Source organism: Corallococcus sicarius (genome assembly GCF_003611735.1).
Taxonomy (GTDB): Bacteria; Myxococcota; Myxococcia; order Myxococcales; family Myxococcaceae; genus Corallococcus; species Corallococcus sicarius.
On the sequence record NZ_RAWG01000003.1, the window covers coordinates 51,705 to 71,085 of the forward strand.

Genomic DNA, 19,381 nt, shown 5'->3' on the forward strand with positions numbered 1-19,381 from the left:
GGGGGCGGGCTACTCCTGTTCGGGCTTCTCCTTCGCGAAGGGGCGCGAGTCGAGCGGCAGGTCCACGAAGAAGGTGGTGCCGGAGTTCGGGGTGCTTGTCACGCCAACGATGCCCCCGAGCGCCTCCGCGACGCCGCGCACCACGGTGAGGCCCACGCCCCAGCCCGGCTGGGCGCCACGCTCGGCCTCCTGGCCCCGGTGGAAGTGCCCGAAGAGCGCCCCCTGCTCTTCGGGCGTGAGGCCCTTGCCCAGGTTGATGACGCGCAACCCGGCGCGGTGCTCGCTGCGGTGCACGCTGAAGGTGATGGGGGAGCCCGTCTCGCCGTACTTCACCGCGTTGACGGCGAGGTTCTCCAGCACCCGCCGCAGCCCGTCGCGGCTCCAGTGGCCCTCCACCTTCCCATCCGAGTGCACGAGGAAGCGGTCGCCGTGCACCGTGGCGAGCTCCTCCGCCACCTCGCGGGCCAGCGTCGTGAGGTCGAAGTGCGACAGCTCCACGGTGAGCGCCCGGCCCTCGCGCAGGCGGCTGGCGTCCAGCAGGTCCGTGACCATCCGGTCCAGCCGCTCCAGGTTGGTCACCACCCGCGCTGCGTACTCCAGGTGGCGCTCCTGGGCCTCGGGCCGGCGCAGGATGATCTGCGCGCTCATCTTCGCCGCCGTCAGCGGCGTGCGCAGGTCGTGGGACACCATGGCGATGAAGCGCTCGCGCACCTCGCGCTCCACCCGGAAGTTCTCCACCGTGCTGCGCGACAGGTCGCGCTCGCGCAACAGCATGCTGCGCTCGGTGAGGTCCTGCACCACCTTGGAGAAGCCGATGAGCAGGCCGTCCCGGTACATGGGGGTGATGAGCGCGTCCGCCACGAAGTTCGAGCCGTCCTTGCGCCTGCGCATCCCCTCGCCGCGGAAGCGGCCCTCGCGCGCCGCGATGAGCAGGTGGTCCTCCGGGTCGCGGCGGGCCCGGCCCTCTTCCGTGTAGAGCATCCGGAAGTGGTGGCCCACGGCCTCCTGCACCGTGTAGCCCTTCATGCGCACGCAGCCGAAGTTCCACGAGGTGATGACGCCCTCGGGATCCAACGTGAAGAGCGCGTAGTCGTGCACCCCCTCCACGAAGATGCGGAAGCGCTCCTCACTCGCGGTGAGCGCCGCCGTGCGCTCCTGCACCTGCTGCTCCAGTTGCGTGTGGGCCTCCTCCAGGGCCTTGCGGCCGCTCTCCGCCTCCATGCCGCGCTGCCGGGAGAACTCGCTGGCCGCGTTGCGCACGCCGACCTGCACCGCGTCGAGCAGCACGTCGCGGTCGTTCGCGCTCAGCGGGCCCTCCTCCTCCAGCACCTCGAAGAGCACCTGGCGCAGCAATTGGTACTCGTGGATGACCTGCTCCAGGGAGTAGGCGCTCAGCATCGCCCGCTCCCGGCCGTGCTTCCTGCCGAGCGCGTGCTCCCGCGCCCCCAGGGCCTGCTGCGGCACGGGTTGCGCCAGCGTCGTGGCCACCTCGGCCAGCATGTCCGGCAGGGAGTCGCGAAGGGCCGGCGAGGCTGCCACCTGGGCGGCGGGAACCTGCTGCCGTGCCCGCGCCTCCCAGGTCTGGAGGATGCGCGCCATGGACGACCTCAGGCGTTGCGCGGTGGGGGCGGGTGGGCTCACGAGCTCGTCGTCCTTTGAAACCGACAGGGCGGTATCGTCATTGGCACCTGGGAGCGGCAAGCCCCTGGCGGCCTCGACCTTTGGGAAGGTGAACACTCCCCGCGTCCGGGGCACGGCCGCGCATGCCCCTGGAAATCAGGTTAGACGGGTCCGGGGCGCCACCGCGCCGCCTGTCATTCGCGTCCGCCCTGCGTGGACGGGAGGTCCCTGATGAAGCCGGTTGGAATGGTCTCCTCGACGTTGTTCGCCTTGCTGCTCTGCGCGCCCGGGCTCGTGCGCGCGCAGAGCACCGCGTCCCTGTGGGACGGCACCACCGCGCCAGCTCCGGCGCAGCTCGACCCGGACACCACGGCCGTGGAGGTGGGCGTGCGCTTCCAGAGCTCCGCGCCCGCGGCCCTCGACAAGGTGCGCTTCTACCGGGATCCGGCCGCGGCGCTCACCACCAGCGCGGTGCACGTCTGGAGCGCGAGCGGCGCGCTGCTCGCCTCCAGCGTCTGGGTGGGGGAGGGCGGTCCGCACACGGGTTGGGTGACGTTGGATCTCTACCCGGACGTCCCGCTGGCCGCGAACACGCAGTACGTCGTCTCCTACCACGCACCCCAGGGGCGCTACACCGTCACCGAGGGCGCCTTCGCCAGCGGCTACACCGCCGGGGTGCTGTCGGTGCCCGTCGACGGCGGCGTGTACGCCTACGGCCCGCGGGGCACCTTCCCCACGCAGACGTGGAACCACTCCAACTACTGGGTGGAGCCGCTCGTGAAGCAGGCGCCTCCGGAGACGCCGTTCTTCACGCGGGCCTATCCTGGCAACAACGCCGCGGCGGTGCGCTGGGATGCCGCATCCGGGGCGCAGACCTACGCGGTGCTTCGCGCGACCTCGGAGGCCGGTCCGTACCAGACGGTGGCGGCGGGCCTCACGCGAACGGCGTACCTGGACACCGCTGTCACGAATGGCGTCGCGTACTTCTACCAGGTGCGCGCGTCCAACACGTACGGCACCAGCGCCCCGTCCTACCGCGCGACGGTGACGCCCGCCCCTCGCGCCTACAGCCTGTGGCAGACGCCCACGCCCTCCGGCGTCTTCGCGTCGGATGACACGGAGGGCGTGGAGGTGGGCGTGCGTTTCAAGAGCGAAGTGCCGGGCATCGTGGATGCCGTGCGCTTCTACCGCGACCCCGGCGCTCCGCTGGAGGAGCGCGTGGTGCACCTGTGGGACGCGCAGGGCGTGCTGCTGGCCACGGGCATCTTCGTGGGTGAGGGCGGGCCGGGCAGCGGCTGGCAGACGGTGAACCTCTCCCCGGACGTGGCCGTGCAGGAGAACACGGCGTACACCGTGTCGTACTACGCGCCGGCGGGGGGCTACACCGTGGCCTCGCAGGCCTTCGTCATCCCGCACTACAGCCAGCCGCTGCGCGTGGAGGCGGACGGTGGCGTCTTCGCCTACGGGCCCGAGGGCACCTTCCCCACGCTGAGCTGGCAGAGCTCCAACTATTGGGTGGAGCCCGTCTTCCGCGTTCGCTGATCCGTCGTGGCGACTGCCGCTTCCGGGGAACGGTGTTCCCCGGAGCGGTGCGACGTCAGGCCTGTCAGGCCTGCTTCCGCTACGGCATCGGCCGGGAGCTGATGGACGGGGCCTCGGGGACCGCGGGCCAGCCATTGGGCCAGGTGATGGCGTCCACGAGCATCACCCGCGCCGTGTGGGCGCTGTTCCACGCGTGATAGACCATGTACGTGTCGCCGCCCGGTCCGGTGACGACGGAGTTGTGGCCCGGGCCCACCCAGCCGCCGCCCGTCGTGAGGATGGGCGCGCCCAGCTTCGTGTACGGGCCCAGCGGGCTGGTGGCGCGGGCGACGCCCACCGCGTACGTGCTGTTGTAGTACGCGTTGCCACTGTAGAAGAGGTAGTAGTAGCCGCCCCGCGCGACGACCCACGGCGCCTCCACGACGCCGCCTTCCCAGGCGAGGTTGTTGGTCATGAGCGTGCGGCGCGTGCCGGTGAGCGACAGGCCGTCCGCCGACAGCGTCTGGCCATAGAGGGGCGTCTGCTGGCCCACCGCGTTTCCGTCCGCCTTCCACACCAGGTACGGCACCCCCGCGGTGTCGCGGAAGAACGTCGCGTCAATCATGCCCATGCCCGCGTCGTGCACGAGCGGCCGGCCCAGGTCGGTGTACGGCCCGAGCGCGCTGTCCGCCGTCGCGGCGCCAATGGACAGCTTTCCGTCCGTGTGACGCGCGGTGTAGTACGCGATGAACCGCGTGCCGACCTTGTGGATCTCCGGCGCCCAGAAGTCGCCCGTGGCCCACGTCGGCTTGCGCGCGGACGGGAAGATGGAGCCCGCGCTCGTCCAGGTCACCAGGTCCGGGGACGTGCGCAGCCCGAAAGCGTTGGCCGCGCCCCCCGACGTGCAGGCCGCGACGTACTTCGTGCCGTCATGGATGACGCCCGGGTCCGCGCAGTCCACGGGGACCACCGGGTTCTGATACAGCCCGCCGCAGCCCGTGTAGCGCAATGACAGACCACACGCGTTCAATCCGCTGAAGTAGGGCTTCCAGCCGTTCGACAGCACCGTGTAGGAGTTGGGGGACTCGTTCGTGCAGCCCCGGTCCCAGAACACGCGCCCGCCCACGTCGTCGTACTGGGCCGTGTGCCCCGAGGGGCGCAGCCACGTCGCGCTGTAGGTGACGCGCGTCGTGCACGCGGTGGCGCCCGCGCAATCCGTGTCGAGCGCCAGCACGCACGCGTTGTTGCCCGTGAAGTACGGCTTCCAGCCATTCGACAGCAGGGCGTAGGAGTTGGTGCCCTCGTTGATGCACCGGCCGTCCCAGGTCACCAGCTCGCCCGCGATGTCGTACTGCGCCGGGTGGGTCGAGGGACGGATCCACCGGTCGCCGTAGGTGATGCGCGTGCTGCACGCGAGCGCTCCGCTGGCGGTGCCGACCGGGGCCTCGTCCGGGAGCGGGACGTCGGAACGCTCGTCGCCACAGCCGGGAGCGAATACCGAGACGGCCCCCAGGAGCGCGAGGGCCGGAATGAGCGACGGGTTCTTCATGGGATGACCTCCGAGCGCCCGTTCCCTCGTCAGGAGCGAGCGCGGGCAGACAGCACGGTGGAGGCCCGACCTAGCACGCAATACGTGTTAAATCATCTAAGCTTGAATTTCACGCGTAACGCTCGCGACGCAGCGGGCGCCAGCGGTAGGCGCACTCCTTGAGGTGCAGCACCGAGTCGAGCCTCGCGCCCGGGGCGAGCGGGCCCTCCTGGAGGTACTCGCAATACAACTGCACCGGCGTGGCGAAGCGCGCGTTCCAGGGCTCGCGGTCGATGGTCAGCAGGTAGACGAACCCGTCCGCCACGCCGAGCGCGTCGTAGCACTCGACCAGCGGCTCATGCAGCGCGTCCAGGTCCTTCCACACACTGCCCGCGGGCGGCTGCGTCCGGGGCTCCGTGTCGAAGACGCCCACCAGCTTCCCACCGGGGAAGGCGGGCTCCGGATCCACGCCCAGCGTGAGCAGGTTTCCCTCGCGCGCCATCACCATCTGGGCTTCGCCGAACTCGTGGAACTTGAACTCCTTGAGCGCGTTGCCCACGCTGCGCATCACCGGATCGCTCGTCTCGCTGCGCACGAAGTAGCCGCCGCGGCGCCAGTCGCCGTTCGCGTTGCGGTAGCGCACCGCGGCCCGGTAGCTCACCTGGTAGAAGCAGACGCCCAGCAGCGGCAACAAGCCCCGGGGCCGCATGTCGCGCAGGGAGGACATCAGCACCTGCACCCAGGCCGTGCCGTGGAAGAGCTCCGGCTCCAGCGGCGCGGGCAGCAGGCGCGCGAGGAGGGCAGGGTCCACCGCGTAGTTGAGCGACACGGCCTCCACCCAGTGCGTCTGCACCTGCGTGAGCCACGGCACGGAAGGACACACCTCCATGCCCTCGGAGCTGGGGCTGGGGTCGTGGGCCCGCGCGAGCGCGGCGTGCGCCTCCCGCAGCGCCTCGTGTCCCGACGGCGTCAGCACCCACGCCCCGCGCGAGGCCTGCACCTGCCCCGCCGCGACGAGCTGCCGCAGCACGGAGGCGGGCTCCACGACACCGGCCTCCTTCAGCCGCGCCGTGAGCGTCCGTTCGGTGAGCCCGAGCGGCTCCAGGGCCAGCGCCACCAGGGCCGCGAGTGACTCCGCGCTCATACCAGCCTCGGCCCCGTGTCCCCGGCGGCGAGCCGTCGGCTCCGGGCGCGATGCAGCGCGAGGCCGGAGCCGAACTGGACGAGGAACCAGAGCCCGCCCAGCACACCGAACCCGTGCGCCTCCAGGCGCGTCATCCCCAGGGCGGCCAGCGCGAAGAGCAGGGCCATCCCGTACCAGATGCGGCCCATCAGCGCGCCCATGGACGCGAAGGACATGGCGAACAGGACGCACGCCACCGCGGGCACGAAGAGCCGGTCCAACCCGAGCAGCAGGTTGAGCAGCGCCACCAGCACCAGCCCTCCGATGAAGGTGGTCCAGATGGCCCAGATCTGCCGCTCGATGAACGAGCGCACCCCGGCCTGCTGGCCGCGCTTCATCAAGAAGATGCTGGTGAGGTTGACGCCGAGCAGCACGCCCCAGAGCAGCACGAAGGCGCCCGGGCCGCGCTGCCCCTGCGCCCAGAGCCAGTCCGTGGCCAGGAAGCCCCCGCCGTTGATGAAGGCGTGGAGCATCCAGATGGCGCCCCAGTTCTGGAGCGCGGTGTCGTCGCGGGCCTGCGCGACGACGCGGCGCATGAGTTCGAGGGCCTGGGTGGCTTCGGTGCGGTTCACGCCCGGGATGCTACTGCTTCTGGTAGACGCACACGTCATGAAGGCCCTTGTTCAAGACAGGTATGGCTCGTCCGAGGTCCTGCACCTGCGGGACATCGACGTACCCCGGGTGGGAGAGAACGACGTGCTCCTGCGGGTCCACGCGGCGGCGCTCCACATGGGGGACTGGCACCTGATGACGGGCCTGCCGTACCTGGTGCGCCTGGGCTTTGGACTGCGGGGCCCGAAAATCGCCGTTCGCGGGATGGATGTCGCGGGTCGCGTCGAGGCCGTCGGCAAGGGCGTGACGGAGTTCCAGCCGGGCGATGAGGTGTTCGGCGTCTGCGACGGCGCGCTCGCGGAGTACGCGTGCGCCCGGAAGGACAAGCTCCTGCGCAAGCCCTCCAACCTTACCTTCGAGCAGGCCGCGGCCGTCCCCACCTCCGCCTCCACCGCGCTGCAGGCGCTGCGCGATTCGGGAGGGCTCCAGCCGGGGCAGAAGGTGTTGATCATCGGAGCCGGCGGGGGCGTGGGATTGTTCGCGGTGCAGCTGGCCAGGGCGCTTGGCGCGCACGTCACCGGCGTGTGCAGCACCACGAAGGTGGACTGGGTGCGCTCGCTGGGCGCGGACGACGTCATTGACTACACCCGCCAGGACTTCACGGCGCTTGCGCAGCGCTACGACCTCATCCTCGACACGGCGGGCAACCGTCCCCTGTCGCTCCTGCGGCGTGCGCTCACGCCCCAGGGGACGCTCGTGCTCGTTGGAGGCGAAGAGGGGGGACGCTGGTTTGGAGGGAACGAGCGTCAACTCCAGGCGCTCGCGCTCTCACCCTTCGTGAGCCACAAGCTTCGCGGCCTGCTCGCGCTGGCGCGCAAGGAGGACCTGGCGTTCCTGAAGGAACTCATCGAGGCCGGCAAGCTCATGCCGGTCATCGACAAGACGTTCCCGCTCCGTGAAGGTCGTGAGGCCGTGCACTACCTGGAGGGTGGCCGGACCCGGGGGAAGGTCGTCGTCACCAACGACGTCGCGGCGGCGTCCTGAACACCGCCGTGCCTTTCTCTGCTCGAAGGCTGGGTGTACGCTGGGCGTCGCCGCGATAGACGTCCCTCTCCCCCTCGTCGGATTTCCCTGATGCGCGACGGTGATGCCCTCAGCGAGGTCTGCCGCAGGCTTGGACCGGCCATCTACCGCCGTTGTCTGAAGATCCTGCGCAATCCGGACGAGGCCGCGGACGCCTGTCAGAAGGTCTTCATGCAGCTGGTGCGTCATCGCTCCCGGCTGCCTCCGGAGCCCGAACAGCTGCGCTGGGTCTACGTCGTCGCGACGCGGGTGTGCTTTGCCCAGCTGCGCGACGATGCCTGGGAGACGGCGAGCGGGACGGAGCTGAACCACGACGCACCGGCGCCCACGGACAGCTTCGCGGAGGTAGCAGACCGGCAGATGGCGCTCAAGGCGCTCTCCTGCGCCACGGAGCACGAGCGCATGGTCGCGTGGCTCGTGCTCGTGGACGGCCATTCCCAGGAGGAGGCCGCGGAGCTCCTCAGCCTCTCACGCAAGACGGTCGGCAAGCGCATCCAGCTCTTCCTGGCGAACGCCCGCCGCGGGGTCTTCGAATGAACGCACCACGGACGGCGCAGTGCCCGAGCGACCTTTTGCTCGAGGAGCATCTGCTGAGCGCGAATCCCGCCACCGCGAGGCACATCGCGGGGTGTGCCCACTGTCAGGCCTGGGAGCGCTCCGCCGGGGAGGCCGCGCGCGTGTTCGCGCGTCAAGGTCCTCTCTGGATGGCGAAGACGCAGGCGAGGGCTTCGCCGATGAGGCGATGGGCCCCGCTGCTGCCGGCAGCCGCCCTCGCCGCAGCCGCCCTGTTCCTCCTCCGCTTCCCACCGCCGGAGGCCCCGCGCTACGCGACCAAGGGCGGGGAGCTGACCGTCTACGTCGGAGGGCAGGGCGAGCCACGGGCCGCGACCGAGGGAGAGCGGGTGCGACCGGGAGAGGCGCTGCGCTTCCAGGTGGCACCGGGCTCAGCGGCCTTCGTCTGGATTGCTTCGGTCGATTCAACGGGCGCTGTCTCCCGCCTCGCGCCCGCGGAAGGGACGACGCCGCTCGCGGTGGATGGGGCACAGCTGCTTCCGGGCAGCGCGGTGCTCGATGCGGCGGAAGGACCGGAGCGGATCTGGGCGGTGATCTCGCAGGAGCCCCTGAGCTGGGGCGTCGTGGAGCAGGCCCTCCAGGGGAGCCCGGTGCGCGACCCCAAGGCGGTTCACATCCCCGGCGCTCGGACCGCCACGGTGCTGCTTGAGCGACGCGCACCATGAGCCGGCTTGCGTTGAACGCCGTGCTCTTCGCGGCTTCAGCAGCGAAGCGCGCCATGCGCCGGCTTGCGTTGAACGCCGTGCTCTTCGCGGCTTCAGCAGCGAAGAGCGCCATGAGCCGGCTTGCGTTGGGCGCCGTGCTCTTCGCGGCTTCCGCAGCGAAGAGCGCCATGAGCCGATTCGCATTGATCGCCGTGCTCTTCGTCGCTGCTTCCGCGAGGGCTCAGTTGCCCGAGCGGCGCTTCGCCATCGCGGTCGGCAGCAACGTGGGCGCCCCGGGCCACGCGCGGCTTCGTTTTGCGGAGGCGGATGCCTCGCGCTTCGCGGATGCACTGAAGGAACTCGGGGGCTTTCGCGCCGAGGACGTGCGCGTGCTGCATCAGCCCACCCGTGCGCAGCTCCTCGTGGAGGTGCGCGCGCTCGAACAACGCATCGTCGAAGCGGCCCGCCGCTCCTCGCGGCGAAACCTGCTGCTCCTCTACTGGTCCGGCCACGCCACGGAGCAGGGCCTGGAGCTGGGGAGCGAGAGCGTCGCCTTCGCGGAGTTGAGGAAGCTGCTCGGGGCCTCGCGCGCGCACGTGCGACTGGCCTTCGTGGATGCGTGCAGGTCCGGAGGGCTCGTCACCTCGAAGGGGGCGAAGGCCCTTCCAGGCGGGTTCGAGCTCAACGTCACAAGTGACGAGTCCCCGGATGGGACCGCGATCCTCGCGTCCTCCGGCCCGGGGGAGAACGCGCTTGAGAGCGCGGAGCTGCGCGGGAGCTTCTTCACGCACCACCTGACGGCCGGGCTTCGCGGCGCGGCGGACGCCGATGGAGACAGCCGCATCACGCTCCAGGAGGCCTATCGCTACGCCTATGCGAAGACCGTCTCCCATACGGCCGAGGTCTCCGGCGTCGCCCAGCGTCCCACGTACGCCCTGGACCTGAAAGGGAAGGGCGACCTCGTGCTCACCGAACTGCGCCGCGCGGATGCGCGTCTCGTCTTCGCCCCGGGGTCGGAGCCCGACAGGCGCTGGCTCGTCGTGCGCGACGAGGGACTCGGCGAGGTGCTGGAGCTTCGTGAGGATCCCGTGAAGCCACGGCAGCTCGCGCTGCGTGCCGGAAGCTACCGGTTGATCCGCACGACCGCGAACGATGTCCGGACCGGTGCCTTCGCGCTCACGCAAGGGGAGGAGCGGACCGCCACGACGGTCACGCTGACACAGCGTCCCTTCGCCGACCGCGGGGAGAAGGGCGACGCGCTCCGGGGCGAGGGCTTCGGACGGGAGCTGGAGCTCCTCGCAGCGGTCGGCCTCAACACGCCGCCACTTCGGGGCATGGGGCTTGCGCCCGCGCTGCTGCTGGGAGGCGACCTCGCGATGGGCACCTCCCAGACGCTGCGGATCCGCGCGAGATATCAGGACGGCCAGGGCCAGGATGCCGGGCTGCCCTACGCGCTCCGGAGCCTCGGAGGGGATATCGCGTGGCTCTGGAGGCTTCCCGTCCGGGGACTCGAAGCCGGCGGACGGCTGGGCGCGGATGCGGTCCGGCAGTCGGTGGCGAGCACGTCGGCGGGGACGGCGTTCCGCGGGCGCGCGGGGGCGGTGCTCTCGTATGCGCTGCCCCTCGGGGGCCGGGTCTCCTGGTTCTCGGAAGCGGAGGCACAGGCCGCCTCGTTCCGGCTGAATGACCGCGTGGTCCTCCGGCCCGCGTTCGAAGCCGTCACTGGATTGGGCTTCCGACTCTGATGCGTGACCTCCTCCTCGTCGCGGCCCTGGGCCTGCTCGCGTGCGCGTGTGGTGAAGGCCTCTTCGATGCACGCGGGCGGCCCGACGTTCGCGTCATCGGGCGTGAAGGCGGCACCGTCACCTCGCGCGATGGCCGTGTCCGGGTGACCCTTCCGCCGGGTGCGCTCGATGGCGAGGAGACGGTCTCGCTCCGGGAGCTGGGGGTGCAGGGCTGGTCGGTGGGAGTGACCTATGCCCTGGAGCCTTCCGCACGGACGCTCGCCGTCCCCGCGCAGGTGGAGATGCGCGCCGAGTCGGCGCCGGGCTACCGGGGCCCTGCCTCCCTTGTCCGCGTGACGGGGGATGGCCGACCGGCCCCGATGGCCGGCTCCTGGAGTGAAGGGACACGGAGCTTCGGCCAGCTCTCCGCGCTCGAAGACCTCGGGCTCGCGCAGCCCCTGTGCTCCGAACCCATCGAATGCGCGGATGGCTTCCGGTGCGAGGACGGCGTGTGCAAGACCTGTCCCGCCAACGTCTCCTGCCGCGCCAACCCGGACCTCCCCGGCCCGCTGAACACCGGGGTCCCCGCGGGCGCGTCCCTGATCCGGCACGAGGGGGACGTGGTGCTGGACACGCCGGGGGCCGTGCTCGAGGACCGCGACATCCACGGTCGGCTGATCATCCGCGCGAACAACGTCACCGTGCGCCGGTGCGTGGTGCACGCGCCGGTGCCCCGCGAGATTGGCGGCATCATCAGCGTGACGGGCGCGACGGGCGTCGTGTTGGAGGACCTCGAGGTCTTCGCGGAGGAGTCCTCGACGCTCCAGTGGGGCGTGATGGGCGGAGGCTTCACCGCGCGCCGGCTCGACGTGCACGGGGTGGTGGTCGGGATGAGCCTCAAGTCCGGCGCGCGGGTGGAGGCCTCGTGGGTCCACGCGCTCGACCCGGTGGGCGCCCAGTACGGCATCAGCGTCTTCGATGGGCGCGACATCGGCATCTATGACAGCAACGTGCACGGTCCGGGGGAGGACGTCGGCGCGGCGGTCTTCGTGAACCAGCAGGTCGGACCGGCGCGCGATGTGAGGATTGAGCGCAACCGGCTCGACCGTGGCAGCTGCATCGTGAACCTGGGACACGCGGGCGGCGCGAGCCTTCCGGGCATGGTGGTGCGCAACAACGTCTTCGGCGCCCGGACGTTCTACGACTGCGCCGTGCTCGTGAGCACCCAGACGCAGCTGTCCGCCGCGGGCAACGTCTGGGAGGCCACGGGCGTGGAGGTCCCCATCGAGCGACACGATTGAGACCTCCGGGAGGCCCTGGGGCGTTCGCTAGTTCGAGGGAGGGAGGACCGTTCCGTCCACCCAGGTGTTGTTGGACCAGACGTTCCCCGGCTCCGAGGTGTCGAAGCTGGTGATGGCCCCGTAGTAGCCACAGCGCCCGCTCGAACCGCGACCGAAGACGTTGCCGATGAAGCGGATGTTGTTCGTCGCGCCCGAGTACGGCTTGCCCTGCGACGACCCGCCGTAGGCGCAGAAGCCTCCCGTGGTGCCGGGGAAGTAGTTGTTCTCCACCAGGTTGTTCTCCACCGGGGCGAAGTCGCCGTAGCCCGTGAGCGCGGCCGAGCAGCCCGCGTCGGGAGGCACGTCCGGCGCGTCGCAGGTGATGGTGTTGTGGCGGAGGGTGACGTTGCGGCCCATGCGGATGCCGGACTCGTGCGCGGTCCCCGTCTCGTCCGTCATCTGGCCGTGGACGTAGGAGTCGCGGATCTCGCAGTCGTGCCAGCAGTGCATGGAGCGATTGCCGCCCTGCACGTGCACGCGGATGGCGGTGAAGTTCACGGCCCCCACACCCGTGACGATGCGGTCACCCGCGTCGACGTGGGAGTCGGTGATCGTGAAGGAGAAGCCGGTGGAGCTCTCGTCGGTGGCGACGCTGCCGTTGATCTTCGAGTTGCGGATCACGACGCCCGCTGCGCGGATGTTGAGGTCGCAGTTCACCGTCTTGGAGTCGATGACGGTGTTGGCCACGGTGAGGGTGCACGGGCCGGTGTAGGCCGTGAGCTGCGTTCCCGCCGGCACGCCCGTCGTGCTCGCGGTCGGAAAGCCACCGGCCGGCGGATTGGAGTTCGTCGTCGCCGTGACGGTGTTCGAGTTGGCGCTGACGTTGCCGGCGGCATCGCGCGCCTTCACCAGGTAGCTGTAGGCCGTGGCCGCCGCGAGGCCGGAGTCCGCGTAGGTGCGGCTCGCCGTGGAGGCGATCTTCACGCCATTGCGGAAGACGTCGTAGGCCGCGACGCCCACGTTGTCCGTGGAGGCGTTCCAGCCCAGGTTGATGGCGCTCGCGGACGCCGCGGACGCGACGAGTCCCGAGGGTGCGGTCGGCGCCTGGGTGTCCGCCGGGGGCTCGGTGCCGTCCGGCAGGAAGACCACATCCACGGCGTAGTCGGTGTTCTGGAAGCCCTGCGTCGGAAAGCCGCCGCCGTAGCGGTAGACGCCATTCACTCCGTCCACACCCGACGCGAGTCCCTGGATGGGGCCGCGTGACTTCTCCGCGTTGAAGCCGCCCACGGTCGCGCCATACCGCCCGGCCGAGGCGTAGTACGACACGACGTAGGTCGTCCCCGCGCTGACGTTGATGGGGGATGCGAAGCGCACCGTCTGCCAACCCGTCGTCGTCTCGCTCGTGGAGGTCGCCTCCGCGAGCTTCGCGCCCGTCCGGTTCCACAGGCTCACGCGGTGCGGGCCGACATTCTGGGCGCCGCCCTTGAAGAAGCGCACGCCGCGGGCGGTGCCCGGGACGGACACACGGAACTTCATTCCCAGCTCCACCGCGCCGGTATCGCTGTCCATCGCGATGGTGGGACGGGCGGAGTCGAGGAACAGCGAGACCTCGCCCGGCTCAAGTGCCTGCTGCTCACCGGCGAGTGCGTCCGGGCCCGCGACTTCATCCGCGGGGCCCGTGGAACATGCGGACAGGACAACGAACAGGACCGCGCCAAGACTCCGAATTCTCATGGGGACTTCCTCCGAAAGGATTTCTTTCGGGCGGCTAATGCGCGAGCCGCGATTCGTGGGAACCCGCTGTGAAGAAAGTCGGCGGATTGACGCGCCGACATCCGGGGCGCTAGGCCGGGGGATGGGCCTCTTCCTCTTCCTTGCGGTCTCAGTCGTCGTGTCGGCGCCGGACGCGGGCGCAACAGCCGGAGCCGAGGCTCGCGCCGCGGTGGCCTCGTGCACGCTGCCTTCCTTGCTGGGGGAAGCTTCTGGGACGACGGCGGAGCTCGTGGAGACCCCAGCAGGCCATGCCGTCCGGCTCCGCGAGGCGAATGGTCCCTCGGGCTCCGGCCAGTACGTGACGCAGCGGCTGTGGCTCATCCTTCCGAAGACGTGTCGGACCGTGGCCCTCCAGATGGAGTGCGCGGGAGGCAACCCGGCTTGCTCGGCCATGTTCATCCACCGTCCGGGCCAGCCCCCCACGAACCCGGAGCGCGAGCTGTTGCTGTCCTGGCTGGGCGGGGCCCGACGCGATTCGAAGAAGCCCGAGCATCAGTCCGCCATCGCTCCGGCACTCCAGCCCCTTCCACCCATGAGGGAAGAGGACACCGACGAAGAGCCCCCCGCGCGCTCCCGGGGGGCGAAGGCGCTTCCTGGCGCCTTCAACGTGCGGGCCGTGACGCAGCCGCCTCCGCGATGGTCGCGGGGGCTCCCCGTGGCGCAATCCCTGTCATGGGCCGACTCGAACATCTTCGCCGAGGAGGAGGACGCCTCCATCAACGCGCCGAAGGGATTCGTGACCTCCGGCCGTTTCCTTTCCGTCCACCGGGGCGACTGCTGTGTCCGTGAGGACGCGGTGCGGGAGGTCGGCGCCCAACGACTCCGTTTCTTCTCCAGTCCCAGCCGTCCCACCCAGAAGGAGACGTACGTGGTGCTGGAGCAGCCGAAGCGCCACCGCTCGGCGTGGCTCGCGGCGTCCGGGAGCGGCCTGGAGTTGCTGGGGATGCACCGGGGCCGGGCCTGGCTGAAGGTGCCCGTCTTCATGGACCCGGGCTTCTCGCTGGTGGCCATCGACGTGGAGTCGGGGGCCGCGTGGCATCTGGGCCTGGACCGCACGGCCACGTTCGACCCGGATGCGTACCTGCCGCGCGAGGTGACGCAGGAGGGCGTGCTGCTCGAGTCCACCGAGGGGGAGGAGGACGGCTCCGGGAAGACGGTGCCCTGGGCGCTGCTGGAGCGTGCCCTGCGCGACGCCCGCCCTCCCGCGAAGTGATGCACGTCGCACGGCGGTCCACACGGCATTCCAGAAGTGAGCGACCCCCATGTTCCTCGCCTTCCTCACCGCGCTCCTGACCCAGGCTCCCGTCACCCTGCCGCAGCTCACCGGGCAGCACTGCAGCAGCTCCGGCTGGTGCGCGGTGCTACCCGCGCCCCTGTACCCCGGGCTGGTGGCCGCGCGGGGTGACACCCTCGTCACCCACGGGGTCCGCTCCGGCGTGGTGATGCTCTCGCGCGCGGGTGCATGGCGGGACACGTTGGACACGGGCCTGGGGCCGCTGCGGCGCTTGACGCTGGCCGATGCGCCGGGAGGCGCGCTGTGGCTCTTCGCGTGTGACCGCGTGCGGTGTGTCCGCGCGAAGGTGGACGACCGCATCGGGGCGCTGGCGCTCGTCCCGGACAACGAGCTGCCCGCGACGCCTCCCGAACCCGAGGTGCGGGAGCCCCGGCCCGGTGTGCGGTTCTTCCTGGAGAAGGAGCATCTCGTCGTCGAGTCGGGAGGTCAGCGACGGACGCCTCCCTCCGTGAAGGGGACGCAGTTCGCGAAGGAGCTCGATGTGCTGTTCGGAGGCGGGCCCGGTGAGCCCCTGTGGCTCTACCGTGCCTATGAGACCGCGCGCCTCACCGTGACGCGGGAGCACCCGCTCGGGAAGCTGGAGCGCTTCTTCCTGGCGCAGTGCACGCATGAGGTCACCCTGCTGGGATCGCCGGAGCGGCCCGTTGCCCTCTGCAACGAGATGGGCACGCACTCCCTCCACCGCTTCGACGGCGAGCGCTGGCAGGCGCTCACGACGGAGCTGGATTGGGCCAGCCCGGACCTGGGCTTCGTGCACGTGGGCGGCGGCTGCGCTCCCTGCTTCCTGAGCGGCAGTCGGATGCTCTGGCGCACGCAAGGTGGCTCATGGCGGACCGTGGCCCTGCCAGCGCTGCCGCCCGTCGCCCCGGAGGGCCACCACCGCCCGGACCGCGCGAGCATCGACGCGAGGGGGCTGCCGGGGGTCGTCAGCCAGTACGGCACCTTCCGTCACGACGGCGCACGCTGGCGCCGGGTAGGAGGGCCGTCGGAGACGGATCAGTTCATGGAAGCGCGCCTCGCGCCCCGTGAGCAGTGCAATGCCACCGGCTGCCTCCGCGGGAGCGAAATGCAGTGGCGCCCGGATGGCAAGACCTGGCAGCCGCTGCAACTGCCCTTGGCCGGACCCGGGACGGAGCTGGCCCTGGCGCAGGCGGAGGACAAGGACTTCATCATGTATGGGCAACGCGACGACGCGGATTGCGCCGCCGCACTCGAAGGGGGCGAGTTCGTGTTCGCCTTCAATGCCCTGCTGCTCCGGGGCACGCCCGAAAAGGGCTGGCGCACGGAGCGGCTCCCGATGGGCTACGCCTGTCACTTCACGGAAGGCCCCGAGGGGCTCTACCTCTGGAACCCCTTCCTGAAGACGCTGATGTTCCAGCGCAAGGACGCGGCGCCCACGCCCGTCCCGGAGGAGACCTGGGCCACGGTGTCCGGTGTGAAGGCCGGGGATGTGCTGCGCGTGAGGGAGGTGCCGGACTGGCGCTCCCTGGAAGTGGCCGCGCTGGCACCCGGGACCCGGTGCGTCCGCGAGCTGCGCCGGCGCACGGTGACCCGGGAGACCTGGGCCGAAGTGCTGACCGTGGAGGGCAAGCGGGGCTGGGTGAACTGGCGCTTCCTTGCCCGGGCCCAGGGGCCGTGCTCGCCCCCTTGAGATGAAGTCGACGCGTGCGAGGAGGCTTCCTCCCGCCTCCCCGTGCCTGGAGGCCCTGCGTGGGGCCAGCACCGTGCGCATTCGTTGGGTCAGGCGCCGTGTCGCTGCCTTCTCACAGGAGGAAACCCCGTGACTCTCGAAACCCACCGCGTGCCGCCGCAATCGGGCGCAGGTCTGCCACCGGACAGCGTGGAACACTTCCGGGCACAGTTGAGGGGCCCACTCCTCCGGCCAGGGGACGCTGACTACGAGCAGGCGTGCCAGCTGTACAACGCGATGATCCACAAGCGTCCGGCCATGGTGGCCCGCTGCGCCGACGTGGCGGACGTCATCGCCTCCGTGAACTTCGCCCGCGAGCAGGGGCTCGCCCTGGCCGTGCGCGGCGGCGGACACAGCGGCGCCGGCCTGGGCCTGGTCGACGACGGGCTGGTGATCGACCTGTCGCACCTGCGCGACGTGCGGGTGGACCCCGAGGCGCGCACGGTGCGGGTCGCGGGGGGCTGCGTCTGGGGGGACGTGGACCACGCCACGCACGCCTTCGGACTCGCCGTGCCGTCGGGGATCATCTCCACCACGGGCGTGGGCGGCCTCACGCTGGGCGGCGGCACGGGCCACCTCACGCGCCGCTTTGGCCTCACCATCGACAACCTGCTCGCCGTGGACGTGGTGCTCGCGGACGGACGCCTCGTCACCGCCAGCGCGGAGCGACACACGGACCTGTTCTGGGCGGTGCGCGGTGGAGGCGGCAACTTCGGCGTCGTGACGTCGTTCCTCTTCCGGGCCCACCCGGTGGGCATCGTGGTGGGAGGCCCCACGCTCTGGCCCCTGGACCGCGCGGCGGAGGTGATGCGTTGGTACCGCGAGTTCCTGCCGGCCGCGCCCGAGGACCTCAACGGCTTCTTCGCCTTCATGACCGTGCCGCCCGCGCCTCCGTTCCCCGAGTCCCTGCACCTGCAGAAGATGTGCGGCGTGGTGTGGTGCTACACCGGGGCCCCCGCGCGCGCGGATGCGCTGTTCGCGCCCGTGAAAGCGCTCAAGCCCGCCCTGCACGGCGTGCAGCCCATGCCCTACCCCATGCTGCAGGCGGCCTTCGACGGGCTCTATCCGCCCGGGCTGCAGTGGTACTGGCGCGCGGACTTCGTGCGCGAGCTGAGCGACGAGGCCATCGCGCGCCACGTGGAGTTCGCCGAGCGGCTGCCGACGATGCACTCCACGATGCACCTCTACCCCGTGGATGGGGCGGCGCATCGGGTGGGCCCGCATGACACGGCCTTCCGCTTCCGCGACGCACGCTGGTCCCAGGTCATGGTCGGCGTGGACCCCTCGCCGGAGCGGGCGGCGGACATCACCGCCTGGGCGAAGGACTACTGGGACGCGGTGCACCCGTACTCCGCGGGCGGCGCCTACGTGAACTTCATGATGGACGAGGGCCAGGACCGCGTGCGTGCGACCTACGGCGACAACTACGCGCGGCTGTTGGCGGTGAAGAACCGCTACGACCCCACCAACCTCTTCAGCGTGAACCAGAACATCCAGCCGGACCCGGTGCCGCCCCCACACGTCGCGCATTGAGGAGGGACGGGCGGTTGCTTGACTCAGGGGCAGGGTGGGCGGCAAGTGGCTCCCATGCGCCGCTCCCTGCTCCTGGGTTCCCTCCTGCTGTCCCTGTCCGCCTCCGCCGCCGAGCCCGCTGCCAGGCCCGGAGCTGCCCAGGTCCTCAAGGCCGCGCGCCTCTTCGACGCGAAGACGGGGAAGGTCGTTACGCCGGGGGTCGTGGTGGTGGCGGACGGGAAGGTGGTGGGCGTGGGCGCGAAGGCGCCCGTGCCCGCGGGTGCCACGGTGGTGGAGCTGGGGGACGCCACGCTGCTGCCGGGCTTCATGGACGCGCACACGCACCTGACCGTGGAGCCCGGGCCCGACTGGCGCAAGGACGTCATCGACAGCTTCCAGCGCACGATTCCCGAGCAGACGCTCGACACGCTGCCCTGGGCCCGCGTCACGCTGATGGCGGGCTTCACCACCGTGCGGAACCTGGGCGCGGAGGACTTCATCGACGTGGGCCTGCGCAATGCCATCGCACGCGGCAACGTGGTGGGGCCGCGCATCCTCGCGGCCTCGTCCAGCCTCAGCTCCACGGGCGGGCACTGTGATTACGGCAACTCGTGGCGCAAGGGGCTGATGGCCCACGACGCCAGCCCCGGCGTGGCGGATGGCCCGGACGCGCTGCGCGCCCGCGTGCGGGAGACGCTCAAGTACGGCGCCGACCTCATCAAGGTCTGCGCCACGGGCGGCGTGATGAGCTTCAACGCGGAGCCGGACGCACCGCAGTTCACCCAGGCGGAGCTGGACGCGGTGGTGGACGAGGCCCACGCGCACCGGCGCAAGGTGGCCGCGCATGCCCACGGCGCCGAAGGGGCCAAGCGCGCCGTCCGCGCGGGCGTGGACTCCGTCGAGCACGGCACCCTCCTGGACGACGAGGCCCTGGCGCTGATGAAGCGCAAGGGCACCTGGTACGTGCCCACGGCCCTCGCCTTCTTCGGCGCGAAGGAGCTGGCGGACAAGGGCAACCTGCCGCCGGACACCGTCGCCAAGCTCCGCACGGTGGATCAGCGGCGCGAACAGGTGCTGCGCAAGGCGATTGCAATCGGGGTGCGCATCGCCCTGGGCACCGACTCGGGCGTGTTCGCCCACGGGCGCAACGCGGAGGAGTTCGCGCTGCTGGTGCAGGCCGGCATGCCGCCCGCGGAGGCACTGCGCGCTGGCACGGTGTACGCGGCGGAGCTGCTGGGCGTGGCGGACCGGCTGGGGACGCTGGAGCCGGGGAAGCTGGCGGATGTCGTCGCCGTGCCCGGCAATCCGCTCAATGACATCCGCGCCACGCAGAAGGTCTTCTTCGTGATGAAGGACGGCATCATCCACCGCAACGACGCGGCGCCGGCCACCGCCCCGCGCTGA

The 19,381-nt window shown here is 70.8% G+C and carries 15 protein-coding genes; 10 read left to right on the forward strand and 5 right to left on the reverse strand.

The window, feature by feature from the left end; translation table 11 throughout:
• Nucleotides 1-9: 9 nt before the first annotated feature.
• Nucleotides 10-1,599 (reverse strand): sensor histidine kinase, encoded by a 1,590-nt coding sequence (locus tag D7X12_RS00875; protein WP_120623364.1) that lies wholly within the window; start codon nt 1,597-1,599, stop codon nt 10-12.
• 252 nt (nt 1,600-1,851) lie between these two features.
• Here D7X12_RS00875 and D7X12_RS00880 point away from each other — a divergent pair, with 252 nt between their 5' ends.
• Entirely contained in the window at nt 1,852-3,162 is a 1,311-nt protein-coding gene (locus tag D7X12_RS00880) for a DUF4082 domain-containing protein (RefSeq protein WP_120623365.1), read from the forward strand.
• A gap of 79 nt (nt 3,163-3,241) precedes the next feature.
• Here D7X12_RS00880 and D7X12_RS00885 read toward each other — a convergent pair whose 3' ends face one another.
• The 3 genes from D7X12_RS00885 to D7X12_RS00895 all read right to left on the reverse strand — a co-directional run bounded on the left by D7X12_RS00885 (nt 3,242) and on the right by D7X12_RS00895 (nt 6,424).
• A complete protein-coding gene (locus D7X12_RS00885; protein WP_120623366.1) occupies nt 3,242-4,690 on the reverse strand; it encodes a glycoside hydrolase family 43 protein in 1,449 nt (482 codons plus the stop codon).
• 109 nt (nt 4,691-4,799) lie between these two features.
• The gene (locus D7X12_RS00890) at nt 4,800-5,813 is read right to left on the reverse strand and encodes a DUF2071 domain-containing protein (RefSeq protein WP_120623367.1); all 1,014 of its coding nucleotides are present in this window, start codon (nt 5,811-5,813) and stop codon (nt 4,800-4,802) included.
• Entirely contained in the window at nt 5,810-6,424 is a 615-nt protein-coding gene (locus D7X12_RS00895) for a hypothetical protein (RefSeq protein WP_120623368.1), read from the reverse strand. The genes D7X12_RS00890 and D7X12_RS00895 overlap by 4 nt, the downstream gene beginning before the upstream one ends.
• Before the next feature lie 37 nt (nt 6,425-6,461).
• Here D7X12_RS00895 and D7X12_RS00900 point away from each other — a divergent pair, with 37 nt between their 5' ends.
• The 5 genes from D7X12_RS00900 (at nt 6,462) to D7X12_RS00920 (ending at nt 11,729) form a co-directional block, all read left to right on the forward strand.
• Nucleotides 6,462-7,448, forward strand: a complete 987-nt coding sequence (locus D7X12_RS00900; RefSeq protein ID WP_120623369.1) for an NAD(P)-dependent alcohol dehydrogenase — start codon at nt 6,462-6,464, stop codon at nt 7,446-7,448.
• Between the two features lie 90 nt (nt 7,449-7,538).
• Nucleotides 7,539-8,024 (forward strand): RNA polymerase sigma factor, encoded by a 486-nt coding sequence (locus D7X12_RS00905; RefSeq protein WP_120623370.1) that lies wholly within the window; start codon nt 7,539-7,541, stop codon nt 8,022-8,024.
• Nucleotides 8,025-8,221: 197 nt separating this feature from the next.
• Entirely contained in the window at nt 8,222-8,725 is a 504-nt protein-coding gene (locus D7X12_RS00910) for a cupredoxin domain-containing protein (protein WP_147443470.1), read from the forward strand.
• Nucleotides 8,722-10,449: a caspase family protein gene (locus D7X12_RS00915; RefSeq protein WP_120623372.1), complete on the forward strand. Its 1,728-nt coding sequence runs from the start codon at nt 8,722-8,724 to the stop codon at nt 10,447-10,449. Before D7X12_RS00910 ends, D7X12_RS00915 begins: the two co-directional genes overlap by 4 nt.
• A complete protein-coding gene (locus tag D7X12_RS00920; RefSeq protein WP_120623373.1) occupies nt 10,449-11,729 on the forward strand; it encodes a right-handed parallel beta-helix repeat-containing protein in 1,281 nt (426 codons plus the stop codon). The genes D7X12_RS00915 and D7X12_RS00920 overlap by 1 nt, the downstream gene beginning before the upstream one ends.
• Nucleotides 11,730-11,756: 27 nt before the next feature.
• On the opposite strand, the gene D7X12_RS00925 is transcribed toward D7X12_RS00920, so the two are convergent.
• Entirely contained in the window at nt 11,757-13,442 is a 1,686-nt protein-coding gene (locus tag D7X12_RS00925; RefSeq protein WP_158619913.1) for a DUF4082 domain-containing protein, read from the reverse strand.
• Between the two features lie 268 nt (nt 13,443-13,710).
• Here D7X12_RS00925 and D7X12_RS00930 point away from each other — a divergent pair, with 268 nt between their 5' ends.
• From D7X12_RS00930 to D7X12_RS00945, 4 genes are all read left to right on the forward strand, one after another.
• Entirely contained in the window at nt 13,711-14,694 is a 984-nt protein-coding gene (locus tag D7X12_RS00930) for a hypothetical protein (protein ID WP_158619914.1), read from the forward strand.
• Between the two features lie 49 nt (nt 14,695-14,743).
• A complete protein-coding gene (locus tag D7X12_RS00935) occupies nt 14,744-16,426 on the forward strand; it encodes an SH3 domain-containing protein (RefSeq protein WP_120623376.1) in 1,683 nt (560 codons plus the stop codon).
• A gap of 210 nt (nt 16,427-16,636) precedes the next feature.
• Nucleotides 16,637-17,998, forward strand: coding sequence for an FAD-binding oxidoreductase (locus D7X12_RS00940; RefSeq protein WP_244224268.1), 1,362 nt, complete (start codon nt 16,637-16,639; stop codon nt 17,996-17,998).
• Nucleotides 17,999-18,052: 54 nt separating this feature from the next.
• Complete coding sequence (locus D7X12_RS00945; RefSeq protein ID WP_120623378.1) at nt 18,053-19,381, forward strand: metal-dependent hydrolase family protein; 1,329 nt, start codon at nt 18,053-18,055, stop codon at nt 19,379-19,381.

What these genes read in the sequence shown, in the direction of transcription:
- D7X12_RS00905 (WP_120623370.1), top strand. Translation starts at nt 7,539, where the DNA reads ATGCGCGACGGTGATGCCCTCAGCGAGGTCTGCCGCAGGCTTGGACCG.
- D7X12_RS00890 (WP_120623367.1), bottom strand. Translation starts at nt 5,813, where the DNA reads ATGAGCGCGGAGTCACTCGCGGCCCTGGTGGCGCTGGCCCTGGAGCCG.
- D7X12_RS00920 (WP_120623373.1), top strand. Translation starts at nt 10,449, where the DNA reads ATGCGTGACCTCCTCCTCGTCGCGGCCCTGGGCCTGCTCGCGTGCGCG.
- D7X12_RS00910 (WP_147443470.1), top strand. Translation starts at nt 8,222, where the DNA reads ATGAGGCGATGGGCCCCGCTGCTGCCGGCAGCCGCCCTCGCCGCAGCC.
- D7X12_RS00880 (WP_120623365.1), top strand. Translation starts at nt 1,852, where the DNA reads ATGAAGCCGGTTGGAATGGTCTCCTCGACGTTGTTCGCCTTGCTGCTC.
- D7X12_RS00885 (WP_120623366.1), bottom strand. Translation starts at nt 4,690, where the DNA reads ATGAAGAACCCGTCGCTCATTCCGGCCCTCGCGCTCCTGGGGGCCGTC.
- D7X12_RS00925 (WP_158619913.1), bottom strand. Translation starts at nt 13,442, where the DNA reads ATGAGAATTCGGAGTCTTGGCGCGGTCCTGTTCGTTGTCCTGTCCGCA.
- D7X12_RS00915 (WP_120623372.1), top strand. Translation starts at nt 8,722, where the DNA reads ATGAGCCGGCTTGCGTTGAACGCCGTGCTCTTCGCGGCTTCAGCAGCG.
- D7X12_RS00945 (WP_120623378.1), top strand. Translation starts at nt 18,053, where the DNA reads ATGCGCCGCTCCCTGCTCCTGGGTTCCCTCCTGCTGTCCCTGTCCGCC.
- D7X12_RS00935 (WP_120623376.1), top strand. Translation starts at nt 14,744, where the DNA reads ATGTTCCTCGCCTTCCTCACCGCGCTCCTGACCCAGGCTCCCGTCACC.
- D7X12_RS00875 (WP_120623364.1), bottom strand. Translation starts at nt 1,599, where the DNA reads ATGGCGCGCATCCTCCAGACCTGGGAGGCGCGGGCACGGCAGCAGGTT.
- D7X12_RS00900 (WP_120623369.1), top strand. Translation starts at nt 6,462, where the DNA reads ATGAAGGCCCTTGTTCAAGACAGGTATGGCTCGTCCGAGGTCCTGCAC.